Raw genomic sequence first — 18,702 nt, 5'->3', positions numbered from 1 at the left:
TATAGGAGGTACTGATAACTAATAACTGATAACTGATAACTGATTTAATGTTCTATCAAAAACCTTATTTTACTTGGTTAAAAATATTTATTGCCATTACCTTAATCTTAGGAATATGTTTCAGATTCATAAATATTGACCGCAAAGTTTACTGGTACGATGAAACAATTACCTCCTTAAGAATTGCTGGTTATACTAGAGGCGAATTAGAAGATATAACCGATGAAGCTGGCATAATTAGTGGGAAATTTTTCCAGCAGTATCAAGGAACTAACCCTAATAAAAATGTCATTAATACTATCAACTCTTTAGCAACAGAAAACCCCGAACATTTGCCGATTTATTTTGTACTGCTCAGATGGTGGGTAAAATTATTTGGTCATTCTGTAGCAGTAACCAGAAGTTTCTCAGCTTTGACCAGCTTATTAATATTTCCTTGTATTTACTGGTTATGCCGAGAATTGTTCAATCAACCATTAGTTGGAGAAATAGCGATCGCTCTGACGGCAGTTTCTCCAATTTCAGTATTATATGCTCAAGAAGCACGGGTTTATAGTTTATTTACAGTCACAATTTTATTATCAAGTATTGCCTTACTTCGGGCAATGAAAATCCCCACTAAACGTAACTGGAAAATTTACACAGTAAGTTTAATCTTTGCGTTATATACTCATCTTTTTTCCATATTATTAGCCTTGGGTCATGGATCATATATACTTTTAATCGAAAAACTAAAATTAACCAAAAAATTCAAATCTTATCTCTTAGCATCTGTTTCTGGATTTTTAATTTTTTTACCATGGTTTATAGTAATAATTGAACATTTCGATGGCACAAAATGGGTATCTCAAGCAGCACCTTTATTAACCTTGTTGAAAAGATGGTTGATTAATTTAGGTTTTACTTTTATTGATATTCAAATTGGCTCTCCAGAAAGATTATTTGATGTCAAAAATATTGTTTTTGATAATGATGCTTTATTAAGTCTCAATACAATCTGGCCGTATCTATTATTGATAACTTTAGTCTTAGTCATATACTCAATTTATTTTATTTGTCGGAATGCACCTAAATCAGTAAGTATATTCATTTTAACCTTGATATTATTAACTCCCATGACTTTGATAATTCCCGATTTAATCTCTGGTGGACAACGTTCAACTATTCCTCGTTATTTCATCCCCAGTTACTTAGGAATTAAAATATCTGTTGCTTATCTTTTGGCTACTAATTTAAGCAACTTTAGTAACCAAGTTCAATATAAACTTTGGCAAATAGTAACAGTTACTCTAATTTCTGTAGGAGTAATATCTTGTGGAATTAGTTCCCAAGCAGAAACTTGGTGGCATAAATATAGTAGTTATTATGACCCTCAAGTAGCAAAAATAATTAACCAAACAAACAACCCACTTGTAATTAGTAATCATTCCCTGAGATTAGCTTCTCTAAGTTATTTACTTAATCCTCAAGTTAAATTTAAATTTGTTGAAGTGGGTGATATACCAGAAATTCCTGATGGTTTTAGTCATGTGTTTGTATTTCGCCCAGAATGGAGTTTAATTTCACGATTAGAAACACAAGAAAACTCCCCACTAGAATTAGTTCATAACAGTGGAGAACTCTGGATTTTAAAAGCATCAGAAAAAAAGAGTCAGCGGAAATAAATCAAGTAGTTATTCAGGATAAATATTTATACCAATTACCATGCATTAAAGCTATACTTAGGTAGTACTTCAATTATTAAGTAATTAACACTAGCCTTATCACTTTTTTGATAATTAGCACCCTAGGAGTGCATTAATTATTATTATGTTGACTACTCCCTTACTTCCCCTCTTGGGAGGGGTTAGGGGTTAGTTCCCTACTCCCCTACTCAAGATACGGGTTGAAAAGTTTTTGAGAAATGGTATTACTTAAACCTCAGAATATTCGATGCAAAAATCTTACTTTCATTGGTTAAGAGTCTTAATTATAATCATCTTAATCTTAGGAGTCTACTTCGGATTCATCAATATTGACCGAAAAGTTTACTGGCACGATGAGATAATTACTTCTGTAAGAATAGCTGGCTATACAAAAGAAAATTTTTCTGACATTCTGAAAAAATCTGGTGTAGTCGAGCAGGAAAATTTACAACAATATCTAAATATCGACTCTAACAAAACTTTTATTAGTACCATTAACTCTTTAGCAACAGAAAATCCCGAACAGGTTCCCATATATTTTATACTTTTGAGATGGTGGGTAAAATTATTTGATAACTCTATAGAAGTAATCAGAAGTTTTTCTGCTGTAGTTAGCTTGTTAGTATTTCCTTGTGTTTATTGGTTATGCCGATAATTATTTAATAAATCATTAGTTGGAGAAGTAGCAATCGCTCTGACGGCAACTTCTCCAATTTTGGTCTTATATGCTCAAGAAGCGCGGGGTTATAGTTTATTTACTTTGACGGTTTTATTATCATATTTGCTTGATTCTAAGTGTCAAATTAACATAATTATTCATACACAATACTCTCCAGTTTTTTAGATTTAATATCTGAATTGTTGAGAGTCACAATTTTATTTATTAGCAAAATAATATTGATTTTTATTAATTATTCATAGAAGTAAAAACCGTGTAACAACATAAATACGTTCATTACTATAAGTTTTACTTATGGTATTTTTATATAGATACGAAGTGTTTGTCTTCATAGAATCTTTAGAAACTTTGGTACTACTCTACAACAAGGAACAGTGAGAAAAATATTTCTCTGTCTTACACCAATTTGATAAATATTTGCTACAAATAACTAGGTTATTTCTTAGAAGTCAGGAGTCAAAATGAATAGACATCTCTAAAAATCAAAAATCAAATAAATTCTCACACAGAATAGAATTTATCTTGCGTCAAGCGTCCTAACAGTTATGGCGACAGTTATGGCGGTTGCTATATTAGGTCAGAATTTATCTTTAGAGTACCGTCACTTTTTGTCTGGAAATAATTTTTTTTGCTGTTTTTATAGAAATTTAGTAGTTGACAACTATTTTTTTGTAACTATCTATGGACTATGGAAAAATTAATTTGCATAAGTTTTTAACTGCACCCACTCCAGTCAGATTTTGGTTTTATTTAAGTCTGGGTTTAGCAGCAATTTGTGGAATTTTAGGAATTATTCCCGCTTTTAGTAATGAATATGTAGTCCAGGATGATGCTCGCTCCCACGTTTTTTGGATGGCAAGATTTCTCAATCCCGAACTTTTTCCTAACGATATTATTGCTGACTATTTTCAATCTGTTGCTCCCACCGGATATACCTATTTTTATCAATTATTTTCTCTCATAGGCATTCCACCTTTACTATTAAATAAATTTCTGCCAATCATATTAGGATTAATCACAACTACCTATTGTTTTAGAGTAGAAATAGAAATCTTCCCAGTGCCACTCGCCGGATTTCTCAGCACATTATTTTTGAATCAAAATCTCTGGCTAAAAGATGACTTAATCTCCGCTACCCCCAGAGCATTTTTCTATCCTTTATTTTTGGCATTTTTATACTATTTCCTCAGACATTCTTGGTTAGGAATTGCTGTAGCGATCGCTCTGCTCGGATTATTTTATCCCCAAGGAGTTTTACTCTGTCTTGCTGTCTTAGTCTTAGATTTTCTCCACTTCCGAAGTCGCCCAAAATTTATCATTTTAGCTATTGGTTTAACCGCAGGTTTTTTCGTACTTTTACCCTATGCTTTGAATACTTCCGAATATAGTCCGATTGTTACATTAGCTGAAGCTCAAAAATTACCAGAATTTTGGCCAGGAGGCAGAGCTTCCTTCTTTTCAAATAATAGTTTTGACTTTTGGTTAACAGGCGATCGCTCAGGTATTATCCCCCCAGAATGGTTATCTCAATCTTTCCTACCTCCTCAAGTTTGGGCAGGATTATTACTCATCTTCTTAAGCTCAAGATATTTTCCCCTAGCCAAAAAAATCACTCATAAAATCATCCTTTTACCAGAATTATTATTAGCATCAACCGGAATATTTTTAGCTGCTCACTTTTTACTATTTCGGTTACATCATCCCAGTCGTTACAGTCAACATAGTCTCAGAATAATCATGGCTTTAGCTGGTGGGATAGCCTTCACTTTAATAATTGATTTTGTCTGGCACAAATTTCATCTACTCAACCATCCCTTCCAAACAAAACCAGTTGAAAAAAATCAAACTATATTAAGTTCCTATAGAAGATTAATTACACATCCTATAAAATCCCTGTTCCCTGTTCCCTGTTCCCTGTTCCCTTACTTATATATAGTGCTAATTCTCCTCCTTTTATATCCAGCTTTAACCAACAACTTTCCTGTGACTAATTATGTTGTGGGAAAAGTACCCCAACTTTATGAATATTTAGCCCAACAACCTTCAGATATTCGGGTTGCTTCTTTAGCATTAGAAGCTAATAATATTCCTACTTTTGCTCAACGTTCAATATTGGTAGGTTCGGAATATGCTTTACCTTATCATCAGGGATATTATCGAGAAATAAAACAACGAGCTAAGGATTTAATCCAAGCACAATATAGTCCTGATTTAAAACAGGTACAAAATTTTATTGAAAAATATGGAATTGATTTTTGGTTGTTAGATTCTCAAGGGTTGACTTTAGAATATGTCACGAAAAATCATCGTCTGAGGCAATTAAATAATACTGCTGCTGCTGTAGTTAAGATGCAGATGGAAAATGGTGTAGTTCCCAGTTTGTTAAATGCTCAGAAAAGTTGTCAAGTTCTAGATGTTCAAGACTTAGTTTTATTAGAAGCAAAATGTATTTTAGAGCTTAAATCTTAAATAAAAGAAATTACTAGATTTTTCATTGCATTAAGCACTAAAAAAAAAGCGGCGCGGGAGGGAATTAGGGTTGCGCGGTACCAAAAATTCTGATACACTTTTGTTATTGGGTGGTACTCGCCCAGGGCAAACGCATCTTATTTTGCCGTTCCCTATATGTAGTGTTTATTTGATTTTATAGACACTATATGTTGAAAGTCTATTGTCAACAAGCGCAATAAAACCCGGTTTATTGATAATTACCCCTAGTTTATTGACGAGATGCGTTTGCCCTGTTAACTCGCCCATGCTCATGACTTTTTATTCAACTAAAAAATAGTATTTCACATAAATATAAATTATTATTCGTTTTCAATTAGAGAGAATTTAAATAGCTCTCCTATGAGAAATCCAGCTATTTAATTGTAATTTGCTCGAGAAACATCAGACTTTTTAAACACTAAAAAATGTTGTTGTGGTAAAAAATCATCAGTCTCTTGCCAAACCAAACCCACAGAATTCATTTCTTTTTTTACCTGTTTCTCAGTCATCTTGTGCAAACCTTTAATCATAATCATCGGATTTTCACCCCGATATTCCAATAAAATAACCCGCCCACCAGACTTCAAAGCAGCAACTATTCCCAACATCATTTCTCGCGGATATTCAAACTCGTGGTAAGCATCAACTAACAAAGCAATATCAACAGTAGAAGGAGACAAATTAGGATTATCTACATCCCCTAAAACCGTCTCAATATTAGTAATATTTTCCTCATTTTTAACAAAATTAATTAACTCCAACATCTCCGGTTGTATATCTACCGCAATTACCTTACCTTGAGGAATCAAAGGACTAATTCTAAAAGTAAAATAACCAGTACCAGCACCAATATCTGCCACAACATCTGTAGATTTTAAATCAAGACGATCGATAGCATTTTGAGGATTTTCTCTATAACTTCTGCTAGGTCTTTCTAACCAAGCAGCACCTTCATGACCCATAACTTTAGCTATTTCTCGACCTAGATAAAATTTCCCAATACCTTCCGGATTATGGATAGTTTTATATTTATAAACTCCATCGGAACTAGCAACTACATTAGTTTTTACAGAACAAGCATTTAAGAGTAGACTTAGAAAAACTATAGATAAAATTATGCCTACATTTTTTAAATAGTTGATGAACAATTTATTCACACTTAACTAGGATTAAATAACTAGAATAATCTTATCATATTCCACAAAATTAGTAAGTAAAGCCAAAACAAAATTTAGTTATAACTACTTTCCTGATAGTCGCCTTATGCCAAATTCAAGAAAGATTGTTACAGTAAAATATAGATGCTTAACGGAATTGAAAAATCTTCATTGTTTATTTATTATACCTACCACCTACCACCTACCACCTAACACCTAATACCTTGAATAGCCAATGTAGCAATATTTTTTGAAAATGGTATTATATATCTGCTTCTAACCGTTTGATTGAATAGAGTGAATTAATGACCGCTGCTAAAGCAATAATTTACTCGTTAAACAATTAACAATTAATAATTACCTCTGATTTTTATTCAATCTTGTTATCAAAATAAATATCAATGTTTTTTATTCTTAAACGGAGACGGTTAAAAACTGAAATTATTAATTATAAGTTATGAAGTAAATAGGAAAAAAAAGCTATATATCCAAACAAAAAAACATGATTTTCAATTTAATAAATTTAGTTATAGCACGATAGATAAACAAGATAAATATCCCCCTTTTTACCGAATGATTAAGGTTTAAAGCCTCTCCTTGGATGCGCCGCGAGTTGTCGCTCTACAAAGAGAAACAAGAAAAAAATTTCCCTACCGCGTCAATCCTCTTCTTTTCAAGAAGAGGTAATTGTTAATAATTAATAATTAATAATTAATTATTGAAAGTCTTGGTATATATTTTAATTTGAGATACAGTAGTTTATATCAATTTAAGCAATCAATAACAATTAGTTGATAAAGTAATACAATTATGCCTCAAGAATATAATAAATTAGTACGCGATCGCATTCCCGAAATTATCCGTAAAAGTGGTTTAGACTGTGAAACTATCACTCTCTCAGAAACAGAATATCGCCAAGCATTACGAGAAAAACTTATTGAAGAAGCCCAAGAAGCAGCAACAGCAAGTAACGCTGATTTAGCCATAGAAATAGCTGACTTATTAGAAGTAGTAGATGCTTTACTCAAAAGTTATGGAATTTCTCATAATCAAATTACACTCGAACGAGATCAAAAACGCGCAACTAAAGGAGATTTTGAGCAGAAAATCATGTTATTGTGGACAAAAGAAAATAATACTAAATAGAAACTATTAAAAATGTTGAGGAAAAACATCTTAACTAACACACCTTGAGAAGCAATTGTGGGTTATTCTCGTGCAGTAAAAATCGGTAATTTTATTTATGTCTCAGGTACTACTGCTACCGATAAAACTGGGAAAATTATGAGTACACACACTTATGAACAAACTGTACAAATTATCCAGAATATTGAAACAGCTTTACAGACAGTCGGAGCAAGTTTAAAAGACGTAGTCAGAACCAGAATTTATGTAACAAATATCGATAAATGGGAAGAAATAGTTCAACAATTAATAATTAATAATTATTAATTATTTTCAAGGAGAGGATTGACGCTTAAGGAAAAATTTTTCTCTCTTGGTCGATTGGATATGGCGAGGAGACCCGTTCTTACAGACCCGCTCCGAAGATCGCCATCCCACCCTACGGGAAGCTGCGCTAACGACCGCTTGTTTCTCCTTTAAAGGAGAGAATTTCAACCTTAATTATTCGGTAAAAACTTCATAGCTTCAATCTATAATTTTGAAAATTTTACACATCTCGAACAGATTAATATATTTAATTTTTAGTAATGAATAGAATTAGAATTGCCAGAGATAAAGCAGATTTAGTCAAAGCTTTAACCGAGTCAGAAGAAAAAACAGCTCCTTTTAAAACTTATGCTGATGTAATGGTATTTGCCGCATCTTTAGCCATTAAGAAAAACCACCGAGTTCCACTAACAGAAATTTCTCAAAGAGAACCAGGTCCAATTAGTATTGAAGTGTTTTGGTCTAGGGGATATGACAGTATTATTAAATTAATCGCGATCGCCGACACAAAAGATACACAAATTCTCTCTCCAACAAATGAAGAAATAGAAGAAAATTACATTAAAATATTTGAAGAGTATGCCAATGGAGGGTTAGAAATATTACGAGATGAAATGCGGGGTGCAGTAGATTATTCAGAACGACTTTTATTAGTCTTAATTTCCCAGAGATATCAAAAATCTCAGCCAGAAGCAGAATTTGATTTAACTAAATTTTTGAAATAAATAAAAAAGTTCAAAAATCAACAATTAACAGTTATACCAATTTGATGTGAGGCTTCACAGATATTTATAACTGTTTAACCGAAGATGATATAACTCTTTTTTGACTGTTGACTTTTGACTTTTAATTTTTAACTTTTGACTTATATTTAGGTGCGCCCATACAGGTATGATGACGATATTGAGCATCAAAAAGGGAACGCAAATTAAAGAATCATGCGAATTTTATTTGTGGCAGCTGAAGTAGCTCCTTTAGCCAAAGTTGGTGGTATGGCCGATGTAGTCGGAGCCTTACCCAAAGTGCTACGGGCCATGGGTCACGATGTCCGTATCTTTATGCCTTACTATGGCTTTCTGGGCGACAAAATGGAAATTCCAGAAGAAGCAATCTGGGAAGGAAATGCCATGTATCAAAGCTTTAGCATTTATGAGACGGTACTACCAAAAAGCGACGTGCCGTTGTACCTATTTGGCCATCCGTCTTTTTGGCCACGTCGTATCTACTACGGAGATGACGAAGACTGGAGGTTCACTCTATTTGCCAATGGAGCGGCTGAGTTTTGCTGGAATGGCTGGAAACCAGATATTATTCATTGCAATGACTGGCACACAGGCATGATTCCAGTTTGGATGCATGAAACCCCAGATATTAAAACCGTATTTACTATTCATAACCTAGCTTATCAAGGACCTTGGCGCTGGTTATTAGAAAGAATTACTTGGTGTCCCTGGTATATGGAGGGACATAATACAATGGCTGCAGCAATACAGTTTGCCGACCGGGTAACTACTGTTTCTCCTACTTATGCAGGTCAGATCCAAACACCAGCTTATGGCGAACGCCTAGATGGTTTAATGTCTTTTATTAGCGGTAAGTTAACAGGTATTCTTAATGGTATTGACCTGAACTTTTATAATCCAGCTAATGACAGATACATTGCTCAAACTTATACTATCGATACCTTAGAAAAACGTGCTGCTAATAAAATTGCTCTCCAAGAAGAGGTAGGCTTTGAAGTAAATAAAAACACGTTTTTAACAGGAATGGTCTCCCGACTGGTAGATCAAAAAGGACTTGATTTAATGCTGCAAGTATTGGATCGGTTTATGGCTTATACCGATAGTCAGTTTATATTGTTAGGCACAGGCGATCGCTTCTATGAAACCCAAATGTGGCAGATAGCTACTCGTTACCCTGGTCGTATGAGTGTCCAACTTTTATATAATGATGCCCTATCTCGGCGGATCTATGCAGGTACCGATGGTTTTTTAATGCCTAGTAGATTTGAGCCTTGTGGTATTAGTCAAATGTTGGCCATGCGTTATGGTAGCGTACCTATTGTGCGTCGCACAGGAGGGTTAGTTGATACAGTATCTTTCCATGACCCAGTTAACAATGCTGGTACTGGCTATTGTTTCGATCGCTATGAACCACTAGACTTCTTTACTGCAATGGTTAGAGCTTGTGAAGCTTTCCGCTTTAAAGAGCAATGGCAAGAATTACAGAAACGCGGTATGAGAGAAAACTTTAGTTGGGACAAATCAGCTCAGGAGTATATTAAAATGTACAAATCAATACTTGGCTTACCTGAGGAAGAAACAACAACAGACAAGGAGCCTGAATTAGTCTAGTAAAACCTAATTTTAGAATAGGAATTGAGTTAAAACACCCAATTCCTTATTTCTTTATTTCTTTTCTTTTTATAGAAAGCTTGTACTGAAATTTATCAGTTGTCAGCTTTTTTATTTCTCCGAACGTCTTGCTTTTCAAGCTAGTTAATTTACTGAATTAACATCAAAAATGCTTTTTTTAAGTAAATAAATCTAGCGGTAAATGACCATAAGTTCCATTAATTCCTGTATCTTCAGCAGATTGACAAGATACTAATACCCCTCTATATTCTCCAATATAGGATTCAAGATGATATGACTCTTTTATCCCATTAAACTTGATATAAACTGAACCTTCAATTGTTCTAAAATTAGAATCATCAATTAGGGTAGTATTATATCCTAATGCCCCTAGATAGCTTTCTAAAGCAGATAAAGCTTCAGTAGTTGATTCGGCACAAATTCCCAACATTTGATAGTCAGACAAATTAGCTAATAGCAAAATTGCTGCTTGAGTAATAGCTTTTTCCTCTGGTGATTCTACTAACTTAATGTTTTGACAGGCAAATTTATGGAGGATTTCTTCAGCTTGAACAACAGTGAGATTTTGAATGTTTTGAGTAGACATATAATACTGTAAATTGTATGACGATAATATCTGTAATATTGGTGGGATAACAGGAGTTTTATCAAAATTATACAATTTTCAATAACTCAACTAAATAAAGTTAATCAATGACAGCCTAATATTACATCTATCATATTGTCTAAAGTACAAAATTTATAATAGTTAACTGAGAATATGAAAAATACTATAGTAACCAGCCTATTTTATACTTCCTACTCTCTAACCCTTGAAATAATTAGCTATCTCAAGAGTTCAGGGTTAATACTTACTTCTGAACTTTCATGTAATAATTGACAGGAAGCTTTCACATGAGTTATTATCACTATTAATCAACTATAGCCATCCTAAGATAGAATATGAATATAAGCTACATATAAATAGAATTAACCGTTAGTATTTAGATGATTAAAAATTTTTCCAACCTATTTAGATAATTTATATTATATTATTTAAGTAAAAATATTTGATGAAACAATCTTTTTGATGATGAACTACAAGTTTAGTCAAATTTATTATGATATCAATAAACTAGAAAAACTTGCTATCTTGCTATCCATAAATAAAAAAAATAATTTATGACTATCTTCATAGGTCTTGAGTTGTATCAATACTTTTTAAATTTATCCATTACACTAATCTCTACTATTTTTATTCAAAAATATCGCACAAATAAAATATCTACATAGGAATATAGAATAAAATTTCTCAATAACTAATTACCAAATTAATAAAATAATCCTTAGATCCAATAAATAAAATTATAATAGAAGTAGTAAACTCAGGAAATTAATCATCAGTGAAAATATCATTAGTTGTTAGTGACTTATCAACCAGTGGTGTGGGAAGATGGGGAGGCGCAGTACGTCCTTTCTTATTATCTCAAGCACTAAAAAAACTACAAGTAGATGTAGAAATTGTGGGCTTTGTTAGTGGAGAAAAACAACAACTAACAACTAATCAGGAAAATACTATCATCGCCATAGATAGCCACAATTACTATCCCAAATTTTTATTATCAGCCAAACAACTTCTAGATAAAATAACAGGAGACATAATTTACGCCTACAAATTAAAACCTACCAGCCTAGGTTTATCTCTAATCAGAAAAATGCAAATCCATCGCCCAGTATTTTTAGATATTGACGATTGGGAGTTAAGCTGGCATGGAGGAGATAGTTGGAAATATCATCCCAGTCTTAAACAATTAGCTAGAGATATCTTGAAACCAGAAGGAGCATTGCGACAACCAGACCATCCCTTTTATTTAAAATGGATAGAAAGTTTTGTCTCCAAAGCAGACAGGGTAACTCTACACAATCAATTTCTCAAAAAACGCTTTGGTGGTACTTATTTACCAAATGGAAAAGACACAACTTTATTCGACCCAAGCAAGTACGATCCAGAGGTAAGTAGAACTCGTTATGGCTTGAGCGATTATAAAATTTTAATGTTTCCAGGGGCACCACGACCTTATAAAGGCGTAGAAGATGTTTTAATAGCCCTAGAGAATATCAATCAGCCAGATTTAAGGTTGGTCATTGTCGGAGGTAGTCCTTATGATGATTATGACCGTCAACTAATGGAAAGATGGGGACATTGGATAATTAAAATGCCAAAATATCCACCTACAGTTATGCCAGAAATTGTAGCGGCTGCCCATATAATAGTAGTCCCCCAGAGAGATACTCCAGAAGCTCAAGCACAATTTCCATTAAAACTAACTGATGGAATGGCAATGGCCAAACCAATTATCGCCACAAAAGTAGGGGATATTCCAGAAATTGTAGGCAATACTGGCTATTTAGTCGATCCTAGTTCTCCCGAACAAATTGCAGCACAAATTGAATTAATATTTAACGACTTAGCTACAGCAAATACCAAAGGCATGAAAGCTAGAAAAAGATGTATTAAATATTATAGTATTGATGCTATGGCAGAAATTTTATCAGAGTTAATCAAAATTTAGTGAGCAGGTATTAAGAGTAGTAAAAATTGAGATATTGTAAGATACAAGGAAAATATAAATGTCTACAAAAGAATTTATTTTAAGATTTATTCGGCGTTATCCTTTCCACATAATAGGAAATATTGCATTAGGTTTTGCCGGAGGATTATTTAATGGAGTTAATACAGCCCTAATAGTACCTATACTACTGCAAATTTCTGGGCAAGAAATTGAACTGAAGGGTTCTCCACCTATAATTAATTTTTTATTATCTCCTTTTGAGGGAGTACCAGAAAAGTATCGTCTTGTGGTGATGCTTTTAGCAGTCATATTAACTATTGTTCTGAAAAATTTAACCATATATTTAAAGAGTTTGTTATCAGTAGCCTTTAGTCGTAGGCTCACAAATAGTATTAAATCGGAAATGTTCCAAACATTAATGGACAGCGACTTAGACTTCTTCACAAAAGTAAAAGTAGGAGATTTAACAAAACGTTTAGGCTCAGATACAGCTCAGTGTACTGCAACAGTTAATGCTTATATTAATTTAATAACTCAATTAATAACTGTTTTATTATTTGTAAGCATACTAATTTCTATCTCTTGGCAACTTACTTTGATTTCTACTCTATTGGTAACCTTAATAGCAGGTATTAATCAATTATTTATCCTTCGTTCAAAAAAATTTGGGTCTTTGTTGAACCGGGCACAAAAAACTTATGCAATCAAAGTAATTGAAGCTCTCAGTGGTATCCGGTTAATTAAATCAGTAAGTAGCGAAAATAGAGAATATAAACAGTTAAGAAAATTAATGCTGTCCTTGGAAAATATAGCGCTGAAAGAAAAAATGAATTCAGCGTTAATCGCACCAGTTAATGAAGTGACAAGCATAATTACAGTAATCTGTATTTTATTATTAGGTAAAAATTTATTTGCCGGTACAATGGAAAATGTTTCTGCTATCTTACTTACCTATCTTTTAGTTCTATTTCGGTTACTACCAATGATATCAGGAATTAATAGTACCCGTAATCAAATTGCCAAAGGGTCTGCTAGTTTTGATATGGCTGTAGACTTATGGAGAAGAGATAATAAACCAATAATGAAACCTGGTTCCATACCCTTTCAAAAAGTTAGGAGGAAAATTCATTTTAATAAAATTTCTTTCTCTTATCCAGGTAATAGTAATCTAGTTCTCAAAAATGTTGATGTATCTGTACCTCAAGGTAAAACTTTAGCATTAGTGGGAGGTTCAGGAGCAGGTAAGTCAACATTTGCTGACCTACTACCAAGATTTTATGACCCTACCTCTGGTTCCATTACTATAGATGGCATTGACTTGCGTGAGTTCGATATTACCAGTCTCAGAAAAAGAACTGGTATTGTTAGTCAAACGACTCATTTATTCAACGACACAGTCAGAAATAATATTTTTTATGCTTGTCCTGATGCCACAGAAGATGAAATTATTCAAGCTGCCAAACAAGCTAATGCTTATGATTTTATTATGGAATTGCCGAAGCAATGGGATACCGAAATAGGCGATCGGGGTGTTATGCTTTCTGGGGGTCAACGTCAACGCTTGGCTATTGCTAGAGCATTACTGCAAGATCCAGAAATATTAATCTTAGACGAGGCCACCAGTGCCCTTGATACTGTTTCTGAGCGTTTAGTGCAGGAGGCCATCGATCAATTAAGTCGAGACCGAACAGTTTTAGTTATTGCCCACCGTCTCTCAACAATTCAAAATGCAGACAAGATAGCTGTTTTAGAGCGTGGAGAATTAGTGGAAATTGGCACTCATTTGGAACTTCTACAAAAAGAAGATGGTTACTATCGCCGTCTCTATTCTATACAGTTTGGCGGCCAATCTAAGGCAGATAATTATATTGACCAGCAACTTTTGACTAAAGCTTCTTATGAAGCTCGTGGTTTTCTCAATCAAATTGTTGGTTCTTTAAGACTATTAGTTGATGAAATAATTGATACACCCGAAGAACAAACAGAAATTACTGAGGAAGCTTTTCAGTCCGCAATTTCTCTTTTAAGAACCTTAGAAATATTTGAAAATCAAATGGTAAATGGGAACAAAGGTTAAGGCTCAAAATTTTATCGGCTCAGTTATTATTATTATTATTATGAATCATTAATCAAAAATTTTGATATATTCAGAGAATTAGCTGATTTTATATAATGTTTTTATTTGAGATGTAAATCTAGATTGAGGTTTTTTATTATCAAAAAAAGTGCACTGATGGAGTAGCTTCTATCCTTGTGTTTGCTAGTATTTATTGCTGTTTTCTCTCCTTTACTATTCTCTCCATACCTTTTTGATAACACTTAGTCTCCACATCCCAGATAAAAACGCTATAGAACAAAGTTTGTCATACTAAAACGCTAACTGGAGTTCTATCGCTCCCATTTTTCAAATATCCATTCTTGCAAAATAGGATTGACTAATTCCGGTGCTTCATCTTGAGGACAATGACCAACCCCAGGTAAAGGAATAAACTTTTCTACTGTTTCAAACTTAGCAAATTCTTTTGCCAATTCAATATTCTCCCAGGGGTCTTCCTCTCCCCATAAAATGAGAGCTGGACATGGTAATATTGGCAATAAATCTTCAGGTAAAGGTCCTTGAGAATAACCAGTAAAAGCCACAAAAACATCAACTGCTCCCTCATCTTTTGCTGGTGTTAAGAGTATATCTATTAATTCATCAGTAACAGCTTCAGAACGTTTATAAGCTTGCAACAATACTCGCCTGACTGTTTTCTTTGTTGCTAACTGATTAAAAAATATTTGACTTATCCACTTGACTTTGAGCGCTTTTTGTACTATATCTGCTCCTTGACTGCGATACCAAGGAAGAGTAGACCGTTTCCGTTCGTGCAAAAGTCGCAAAGAACAATTAATAATTCCTATACCCAAAGCAATATCTGGATAATCTACTGCTGCCTGCATCACCGCAATACAACCAACAGAATTTCCGACAAGAAAAGCAGGGGTGCCAACTATCTCTCTACAGAAATCAGCAATTTGTTGACCCCAGGTTTCAAATGTATAGGTAACATCTTTGCTTGGGGTTGGTTTAGCTGAAGCACCAAAACCAAGTAAGTCAATAGCATAACAGCGACAACTGGTAGCTAGTACAGGAATATTTTTGCGCCAGTGTCCCCAGGAAGCACCAAAACCATGTACGAGTAATACAGACGGGCCTTTTTCTCCTTGGCTTTGGTAGCAGATAGGCCAACCTCGCCATATCCAAGTTTTAGCGGTAGTCATCAGATTTTAAGATGTATCGATCGTTAGTTTGATTATTTTACCTGAATTTACCTTGAGGAATTTTCTGTAGTTTGCGATCTAATAATTTTCATCTTAAACCTTCAGGACTTAGACATTTTTAGGACAAAAACGCTATATATACCATAGTGCTATAGTTTTTATATACTATATATAGTACCTTTGCATAAGTCCTGGCCTTAAAAAAATGAGTAATTTATCTCAATAATTATCTTCTAAATTAGATTTATCATTTTCTTTGTGGGTTTAATACCCCACCGTCAACGGGGGTGTTCACGCATTACTTGGGGGAGCGAATCCCCATGTAATTTTCCTCCTGTCTCCTGTCTCCTGTCTCCTGTCTCCTTCTTCAATATTTGTTGATATATATAGCGTTTCTCAAGTTACTGAGGTACAGTTGTTTTTCTGATTTTCTATTACCGAATAATTAATAATTAAATAATTAAATAATTAAACAATTCGGCTTACTCTGCCTCCCCTTCCAAGGGAAAAAAAATCACGAAGTCAGAAGTCAGAAGTCAGAAGTCAGAAGTTAACCCACCCCTAATCCCTCCCAGGAGGGGAAGTAGGGGATTAGAGCAACGCTCCAAAAATATTGCGCCTTAAAAGGCGGGGTTGCGCGACCCATATTATTTTGATAAATTTTTTCCTTATTGGTCAATCCTCTTCCTTTTAGGGAGAGGTAATTATCCATTATTCATTATCGATTATTGATGATCGATTATACATTAATGAAAGGAGAAACAAGAAAAAATTTTCCTTTTATTCAATCCTTTTCCTTTTAGGGAGAGGTAATTATCAATTATCAATTATCAATTATCAATTATTGAATACTCCCTACTCTCTAAAACAAACAAATTTTGTATCTCACGCTTCTTGGGAGTTGCTGTAGCAATCATTAGTTTTGTAGAAAATATCTACAGCATTAATAAATAGTAGGAATAGTTTTAGAGCTTTTATCTAAAATAAATTTTTATATTAGCGTTGTGATTTTTATATTTATACTTTGTTGTCAAGTATAATTGCTATTCATCATTAATATGAAAGTAAGCATTTCCTGCGGAATGCGGAGCTAACAGCTATTAGCAGTCAGCTCTCAGGAATTAGTAATGAGTAATTACTTCTAAGGTTTAGTCACGGGATGCATGCCAGCAACTTTTATTCTTTCTCAATTTCAAAGGTTGTTTTTATCTTCTTCAAAATTAATAGCTGAGGTGCTAAATGCTTACAGATCAAAAACGTTATAATATTCTACACTTAAAACTTACAATAACTATAACCATCAAAATTTTGCTAAATGTTAAATTATTTAACTCTAGAATACTAAAATATTAAAAATGTCAGCAATTTACCCTACATCAACTCTACCATTTATCGGTTCGGAAATTGAACCAGACTATACCACTGCCAAAGTAGCAATTTTACCAATTCCTTATGAAGCAACTACCACTTATAGAAGGGGTTGTGTTAACGGTCCATCAGCAATATTAGATGCGTCTCAACAGTTAGAATGTTATGACGAAGAATTAGACCGAGAAACTGGTTTAGAAGTTGGTATCTATACCCATGAATCTATAGCAGATACTGGTAATGGAAAAAAAATATTACCATTAGATATGCTAAAAGTCACTCAAGAAACAGTAGAAAAATTAGTGAATGATGGAAAATTTGTCATTGCTATCGGTGGAGAGCATAGCATTACAAATGGAATTGTTAAAGCTTATAAAAAAATATATTTGGATGAAAAATTTACAGTAATTCAAATAGATGCTCATGGCGATTTACGTGATGAATATGAAGGTTCAATATATAACCACGCCTGTGTAATGCGACGGATAATTGAAATGGAATTGCCAACAATACAAATCGGTATTCGGGCGATTTGCAAAGAAGAAGCAGATTTAATCAAGGAGAAAAATCTCACAGTTTTTCGTGCAAGGGAAATAGTTATTCAGCCAGATTGGATAGAAAGAGCGATCGCTAGTATTCGGACTCAACAAGTTTTTTTAACAATAGATTTAGATGGAATTGACCCAACATTAATTCCTGGAGTTGGTACCCCAGAACCTGGTGGACTAAATTGGTATTCTTTAACTGCATTTTTGCGGAAATTATTTGAATTACACGAAGTAATAGGTTGTGACATTATGGAGTTAGCTCCAATAGTTGATTCTGTAGTATCTGAGTTTACAGCAGCTAAATTAGTCTATAAACTTATTGGATATCAGGCATTAGCTCAAGGCTGGTAAAAATATGGGATATGATAGAAAAATATTTGTTCTAAGTAATGCAATTGTTTATAAGTAATAGAGAGATGAGTTTGACTGAAATGACAGGAACAGAAATTGATAATTATGCTCCAGATTTTGAATTGCCAGGAGTAGATGGTGAGGTTCATCATTTAGCAAGATATTTAGAAAATTTTAAAGTAGTTTGTGTGATATTTTTGAGTAATCAATGCCCAGAAGTAGATTTATACATTGAACGGATTAAGCAACTGCAAAAAGATTTTCAAAACCAAGGAGTAATCATAATTGGAATGAATGCTAATGATGCGACGATTTCTCCCAAAGATAGTTTTGAAAAAATGAAAGAATTTGCAGCTAATAATCAACTAAATTTTCCCTATATTCGGGATGTAACTCAAGACGTAGCAGAAAGCTTTGGGGTTGACAAAACACCCGAGGCTTTTTTATTGGATCGGGAAGGTAAGTTACGATATCGTGGCCGAATAGACGATAATGTTAATCAGCCAGAAGCAGTAAAAGTTGCTTATCTACATCAGGCAATTGCCCAACTTCTTCAAGATGAAGAAGTAACCCCATCTCATACAGAAGTCGTTGGTTGCTCAATTAAATGGCGTCGTAAATTATAACTCAACAGTAGTAATACTGGGGTGATTGAAGAAGGAAGAAGGAAAAAGTTGACGGGGACAGTCTTTGACAGGCCACTTCCTGTCTACAAAACCCAACTAATTGTAAAGACCGTGTAGACAGCGGGGTATTAAACCCAAAACAAAAAGATAAAAAA

14 protein-coding genes are annotated in these 18,702 nt (G+C 33.8%); 11 read left to right on the top strand and 3 right to left on the bottom strand.

All coding sequences use genetic code 11. The features are described from left to right. The first annotated feature begins 47 nt into the window (after nt 1-47). The 3 genes from F6K06_RS14045 to F6K06_RS14035 all read left to right on the top strand — a co-directional run bounded on the left by F6K06_RS14045 (nt 48) and on the right by F6K06_RS14035 (nt 4,833). Nucleotides 48-1,664: a glycosyltransferase family 39 protein gene (locus F6K06_RS14045; protein WP_287242063.1), complete on the top strand. Its 1,617-nt coding sequence runs from the start codon at nt 48-50 to the stop codon at nt 1,662-1,664. 268 nt (nt 1,665-1,932) lie between these two features. Beyond that, the gene (locus tag F6K06_RS14040) at nt 1,933-2,340 is read left to right on the top strand and encodes a hypothetical protein (protein WP_124145649.1); all 408 of its coding nucleotides are present in this window, start codon (nt 1,933-1,935) and stop codon (nt 2,338-2,340) included. Between the two features lie 705 nt (nt 2,341-3,045). Then, the gene (locus F6K06_RS14035) at nt 3,046-4,833 is read left to right on the top strand and encodes a hypothetical protein (RefSeq protein WP_192901146.1); all 1,788 of its coding nucleotides are present in this window, start codon (nt 3,046-3,048) and stop codon (nt 4,831-4,833) included. Between the two features lie 398 nt (nt 4,834-5,231). On the opposite strand, the gene F6K06_RS14030 is transcribed toward F6K06_RS14035, so the two are convergent. Next, nucleotides 5,232-6,011: a class I SAM-dependent methyltransferase gene (locus tag F6K06_RS14030; RefSeq protein ID WP_353734906.1), complete on the bottom strand. Its 780-nt coding sequence runs from the start codon at nt 6,009-6,011 to the stop codon at nt 5,232-5,234. A gap of 810 nt (nt 6,012-6,821) precedes the next feature. On the opposite strand from F6K06_RS14030, the gene F6K06_RS14025 reads away from it, so the two are divergent. From F6K06_RS14025 to glgA, 4 genes are all read left to right on the top strand, one after another. After that, nucleotides 6,822-7,157: a nucleoside triphosphate pyrophosphohydrolase gene (locus F6K06_RS14025; RefSeq protein WP_287244170.1), complete on the top strand. Its 336-nt coding sequence runs from the start codon at nt 6,822-6,824 to the stop codon at nt 7,155-7,157. Nucleotides 7,158-7,214: 57 nt separating this feature from the next. Next, nucleotides 7,215-7,463 carry a Rid family hydrolase gene (locus F6K06_RS14020; protein ID WP_205127391.1) on the top strand — a complete coding sequence of 83 codons (249 nt, stop codon included), beginning with the start codon at nt 7,215-7,217 and terminating at the stop codon, nt 7,461-7,463. 260 nt (nt 7,464-7,723) lie between these two features. Beyond that, nucleotides 7,724-8,188 carry a DNA phosphorothioation-associated protein 4 gene (locus F6K06_RS14015; RefSeq protein ID WP_124146587.1) on the top strand — a complete coding sequence of 155 codons (465 nt, stop codon included), beginning with the start codon at nt 7,724-7,726 and terminating at the stop codon, nt 8,186-8,188. Nucleotides 8,189-8,401: 213 nt separating this feature from the next. Then, complete coding sequence (gene glgA, locus F6K06_RS14010) at nt 8,402-9,817, top strand: glycogen synthase GlgA (RefSeq protein ID WP_124146586.1); 1,416 nt, start codon at nt 8,402-8,404, stop codon at nt 9,815-9,817. Between the two features lie 178 nt (nt 9,818-9,995). Here the strand turns inward: glgA and F6K06_RS14005 are convergent, their stop codons facing one another. Beyond that, nucleotides 9,996-10,424, bottom strand: coding sequence for a DUF1824 family protein (locus tag F6K06_RS14005; RefSeq protein ID WP_124146585.1), 429 nt, complete (start codon nt 10,422-10,424; stop codon nt 9,996-9,998). A gap of 796 nt (nt 10,425-11,220) precedes the next feature. Here F6K06_RS14005 and F6K06_RS14000 point away from each other — a divergent pair. Continuing rightward, nucleotides 11,221-12,390: a glycosyltransferase family 4 protein gene (locus F6K06_RS14000; protein WP_124146584.1), complete on the top strand. Its 1,170-nt coding sequence runs from the start codon at nt 11,221-11,223 to the stop codon at nt 12,388-12,390. A gap of 58 nt (nt 12,391-12,448) precedes the next feature. Next, on the top strand, nt 12,449-14,467 hold the full coding sequence (locus F6K06_RS13995) for an ABC transporter ATP-binding protein (RefSeq protein ID WP_124146583.1): 2,019 nt from the start codon (nt 12,449-12,451) through the stop codon (nt 14,465-14,467). Nucleotides 14,468-14,778: 311 nt separating this feature from the next. On the opposite strand, the gene F6K06_RS13990 is transcribed toward F6K06_RS13995, so the two are convergent. Continuing rightward, entirely contained in the window at nt 14,779-15,654 is an 876-nt protein-coding gene (locus tag F6K06_RS13990) for an alpha/beta fold hydrolase (RefSeq protein ID WP_124146582.1), read from the bottom strand. Nucleotides 15,655-17,009: 1,355 nt separating this feature from the next. Between F6K06_RS13990 and speB the strand changes: the two genes are divergently transcribed. Together speB and F6K06_RS13980 are read left to right on the top strand one after the other, a co-directional pair. Then, a complete protein-coding gene (gene speB, locus F6K06_RS13985; protein ID WP_124143809.1) occupies nt 17,010-17,921 on the top strand; it encodes an agmatinase in 912 nt (303 codons plus the stop codon). A gap of 80 nt (nt 17,922-18,001) precedes the next feature. Next, on the top strand, nt 18,002-18,547 hold the full coding sequence (locus F6K06_RS13980; RefSeq protein ID WP_192901063.1) for a thioredoxin family protein: 546 nt from the start codon (nt 18,002-18,004) through the stop codon (nt 18,545-18,547). Nucleotides 18,548-18,702: the final 155 nt, after the last annotated feature.

It is taken from the genome of Okeania sp. SIO1H4 (genome assembly GCF_010672695.1).
GTDB lineage: Bacteria > Cyanobacteriota > Cyanobacteriia > Cyanobacteriales > Microcoleaceae > Okeania > Okeania hirsuta.
This window is presented reverse-complemented; position numbering and strand designations above follow the sequence as displayed.

Coding starts and splice junctions, on each gene's coding strand:
- F6K06_RS13980 (WP_192901063.1), top strand. CDS start 18,002: ATGACAGGAACAGAAATTGATAATTATGCTCCAGATTTTGAATTGCCA.
- F6K06_RS14035 (WP_192901146.1), top strand. CDS start 3,046: ATGGACTATGGAAAAATTAATTTGCATAAGTTTTTAACTGCACCCACT.
- F6K06_RS14045 (WP_287242063.1), top strand. CDS start 48: ATGTTCTATCAAAAACCTTATTTTACTTGGTTAAAAATATTTATTGCC.
- F6K06_RS14025 (WP_287244170.1), top strand. CDS start 6,822: ATGCCTCAAGAATATAATAAATTAGTACGCGATCGCATTCCCGAAATT.
- F6K06_RS14005 (WP_124146585.1), bottom strand. CDS start 10,424: ATGTCTACTCAAAACATTCAAAATCTCACTGTTGTTCAAGCTGAAGAA.
- F6K06_RS13995 (WP_124146583.1), top strand. CDS start 12,449: ATGTCTACAAAAGAATTTATTTTAAGATTTATTCGGCGTTATCCTTTC.
- F6K06_RS13990 (WP_124146582.1), bottom strand. CDS start 15,654: ATGACTACCGCTAAAACTTGGATATGGCGAGGTTGGCCTATCTGCTAC.
- speB (WP_124143809.1), top strand. CDS start 17,010: ATGTCAGCAATTTACCCTACATCAACTCTACCATTTATCGGTTCGGAA.
- glgA (WP_124146586.1), top strand. CDS start 8,402: ATGCGAATTTTATTTGTGGCAGCTGAAGTAGCTCCTTTAGCCAAAGTT.
- F6K06_RS14040 (WP_124145649.1), top strand. CDS start 1,933: ATGCAAAAATCTTACTTTCATTGGTTAAGAGTCTTAATTATAATCATC.
- F6K06_RS14015 (WP_124146587.1), top strand. CDS start 7,724: ATGAATAGAATTAGAATTGCCAGAGATAAAGCAGATTTAGTCAAAGCT.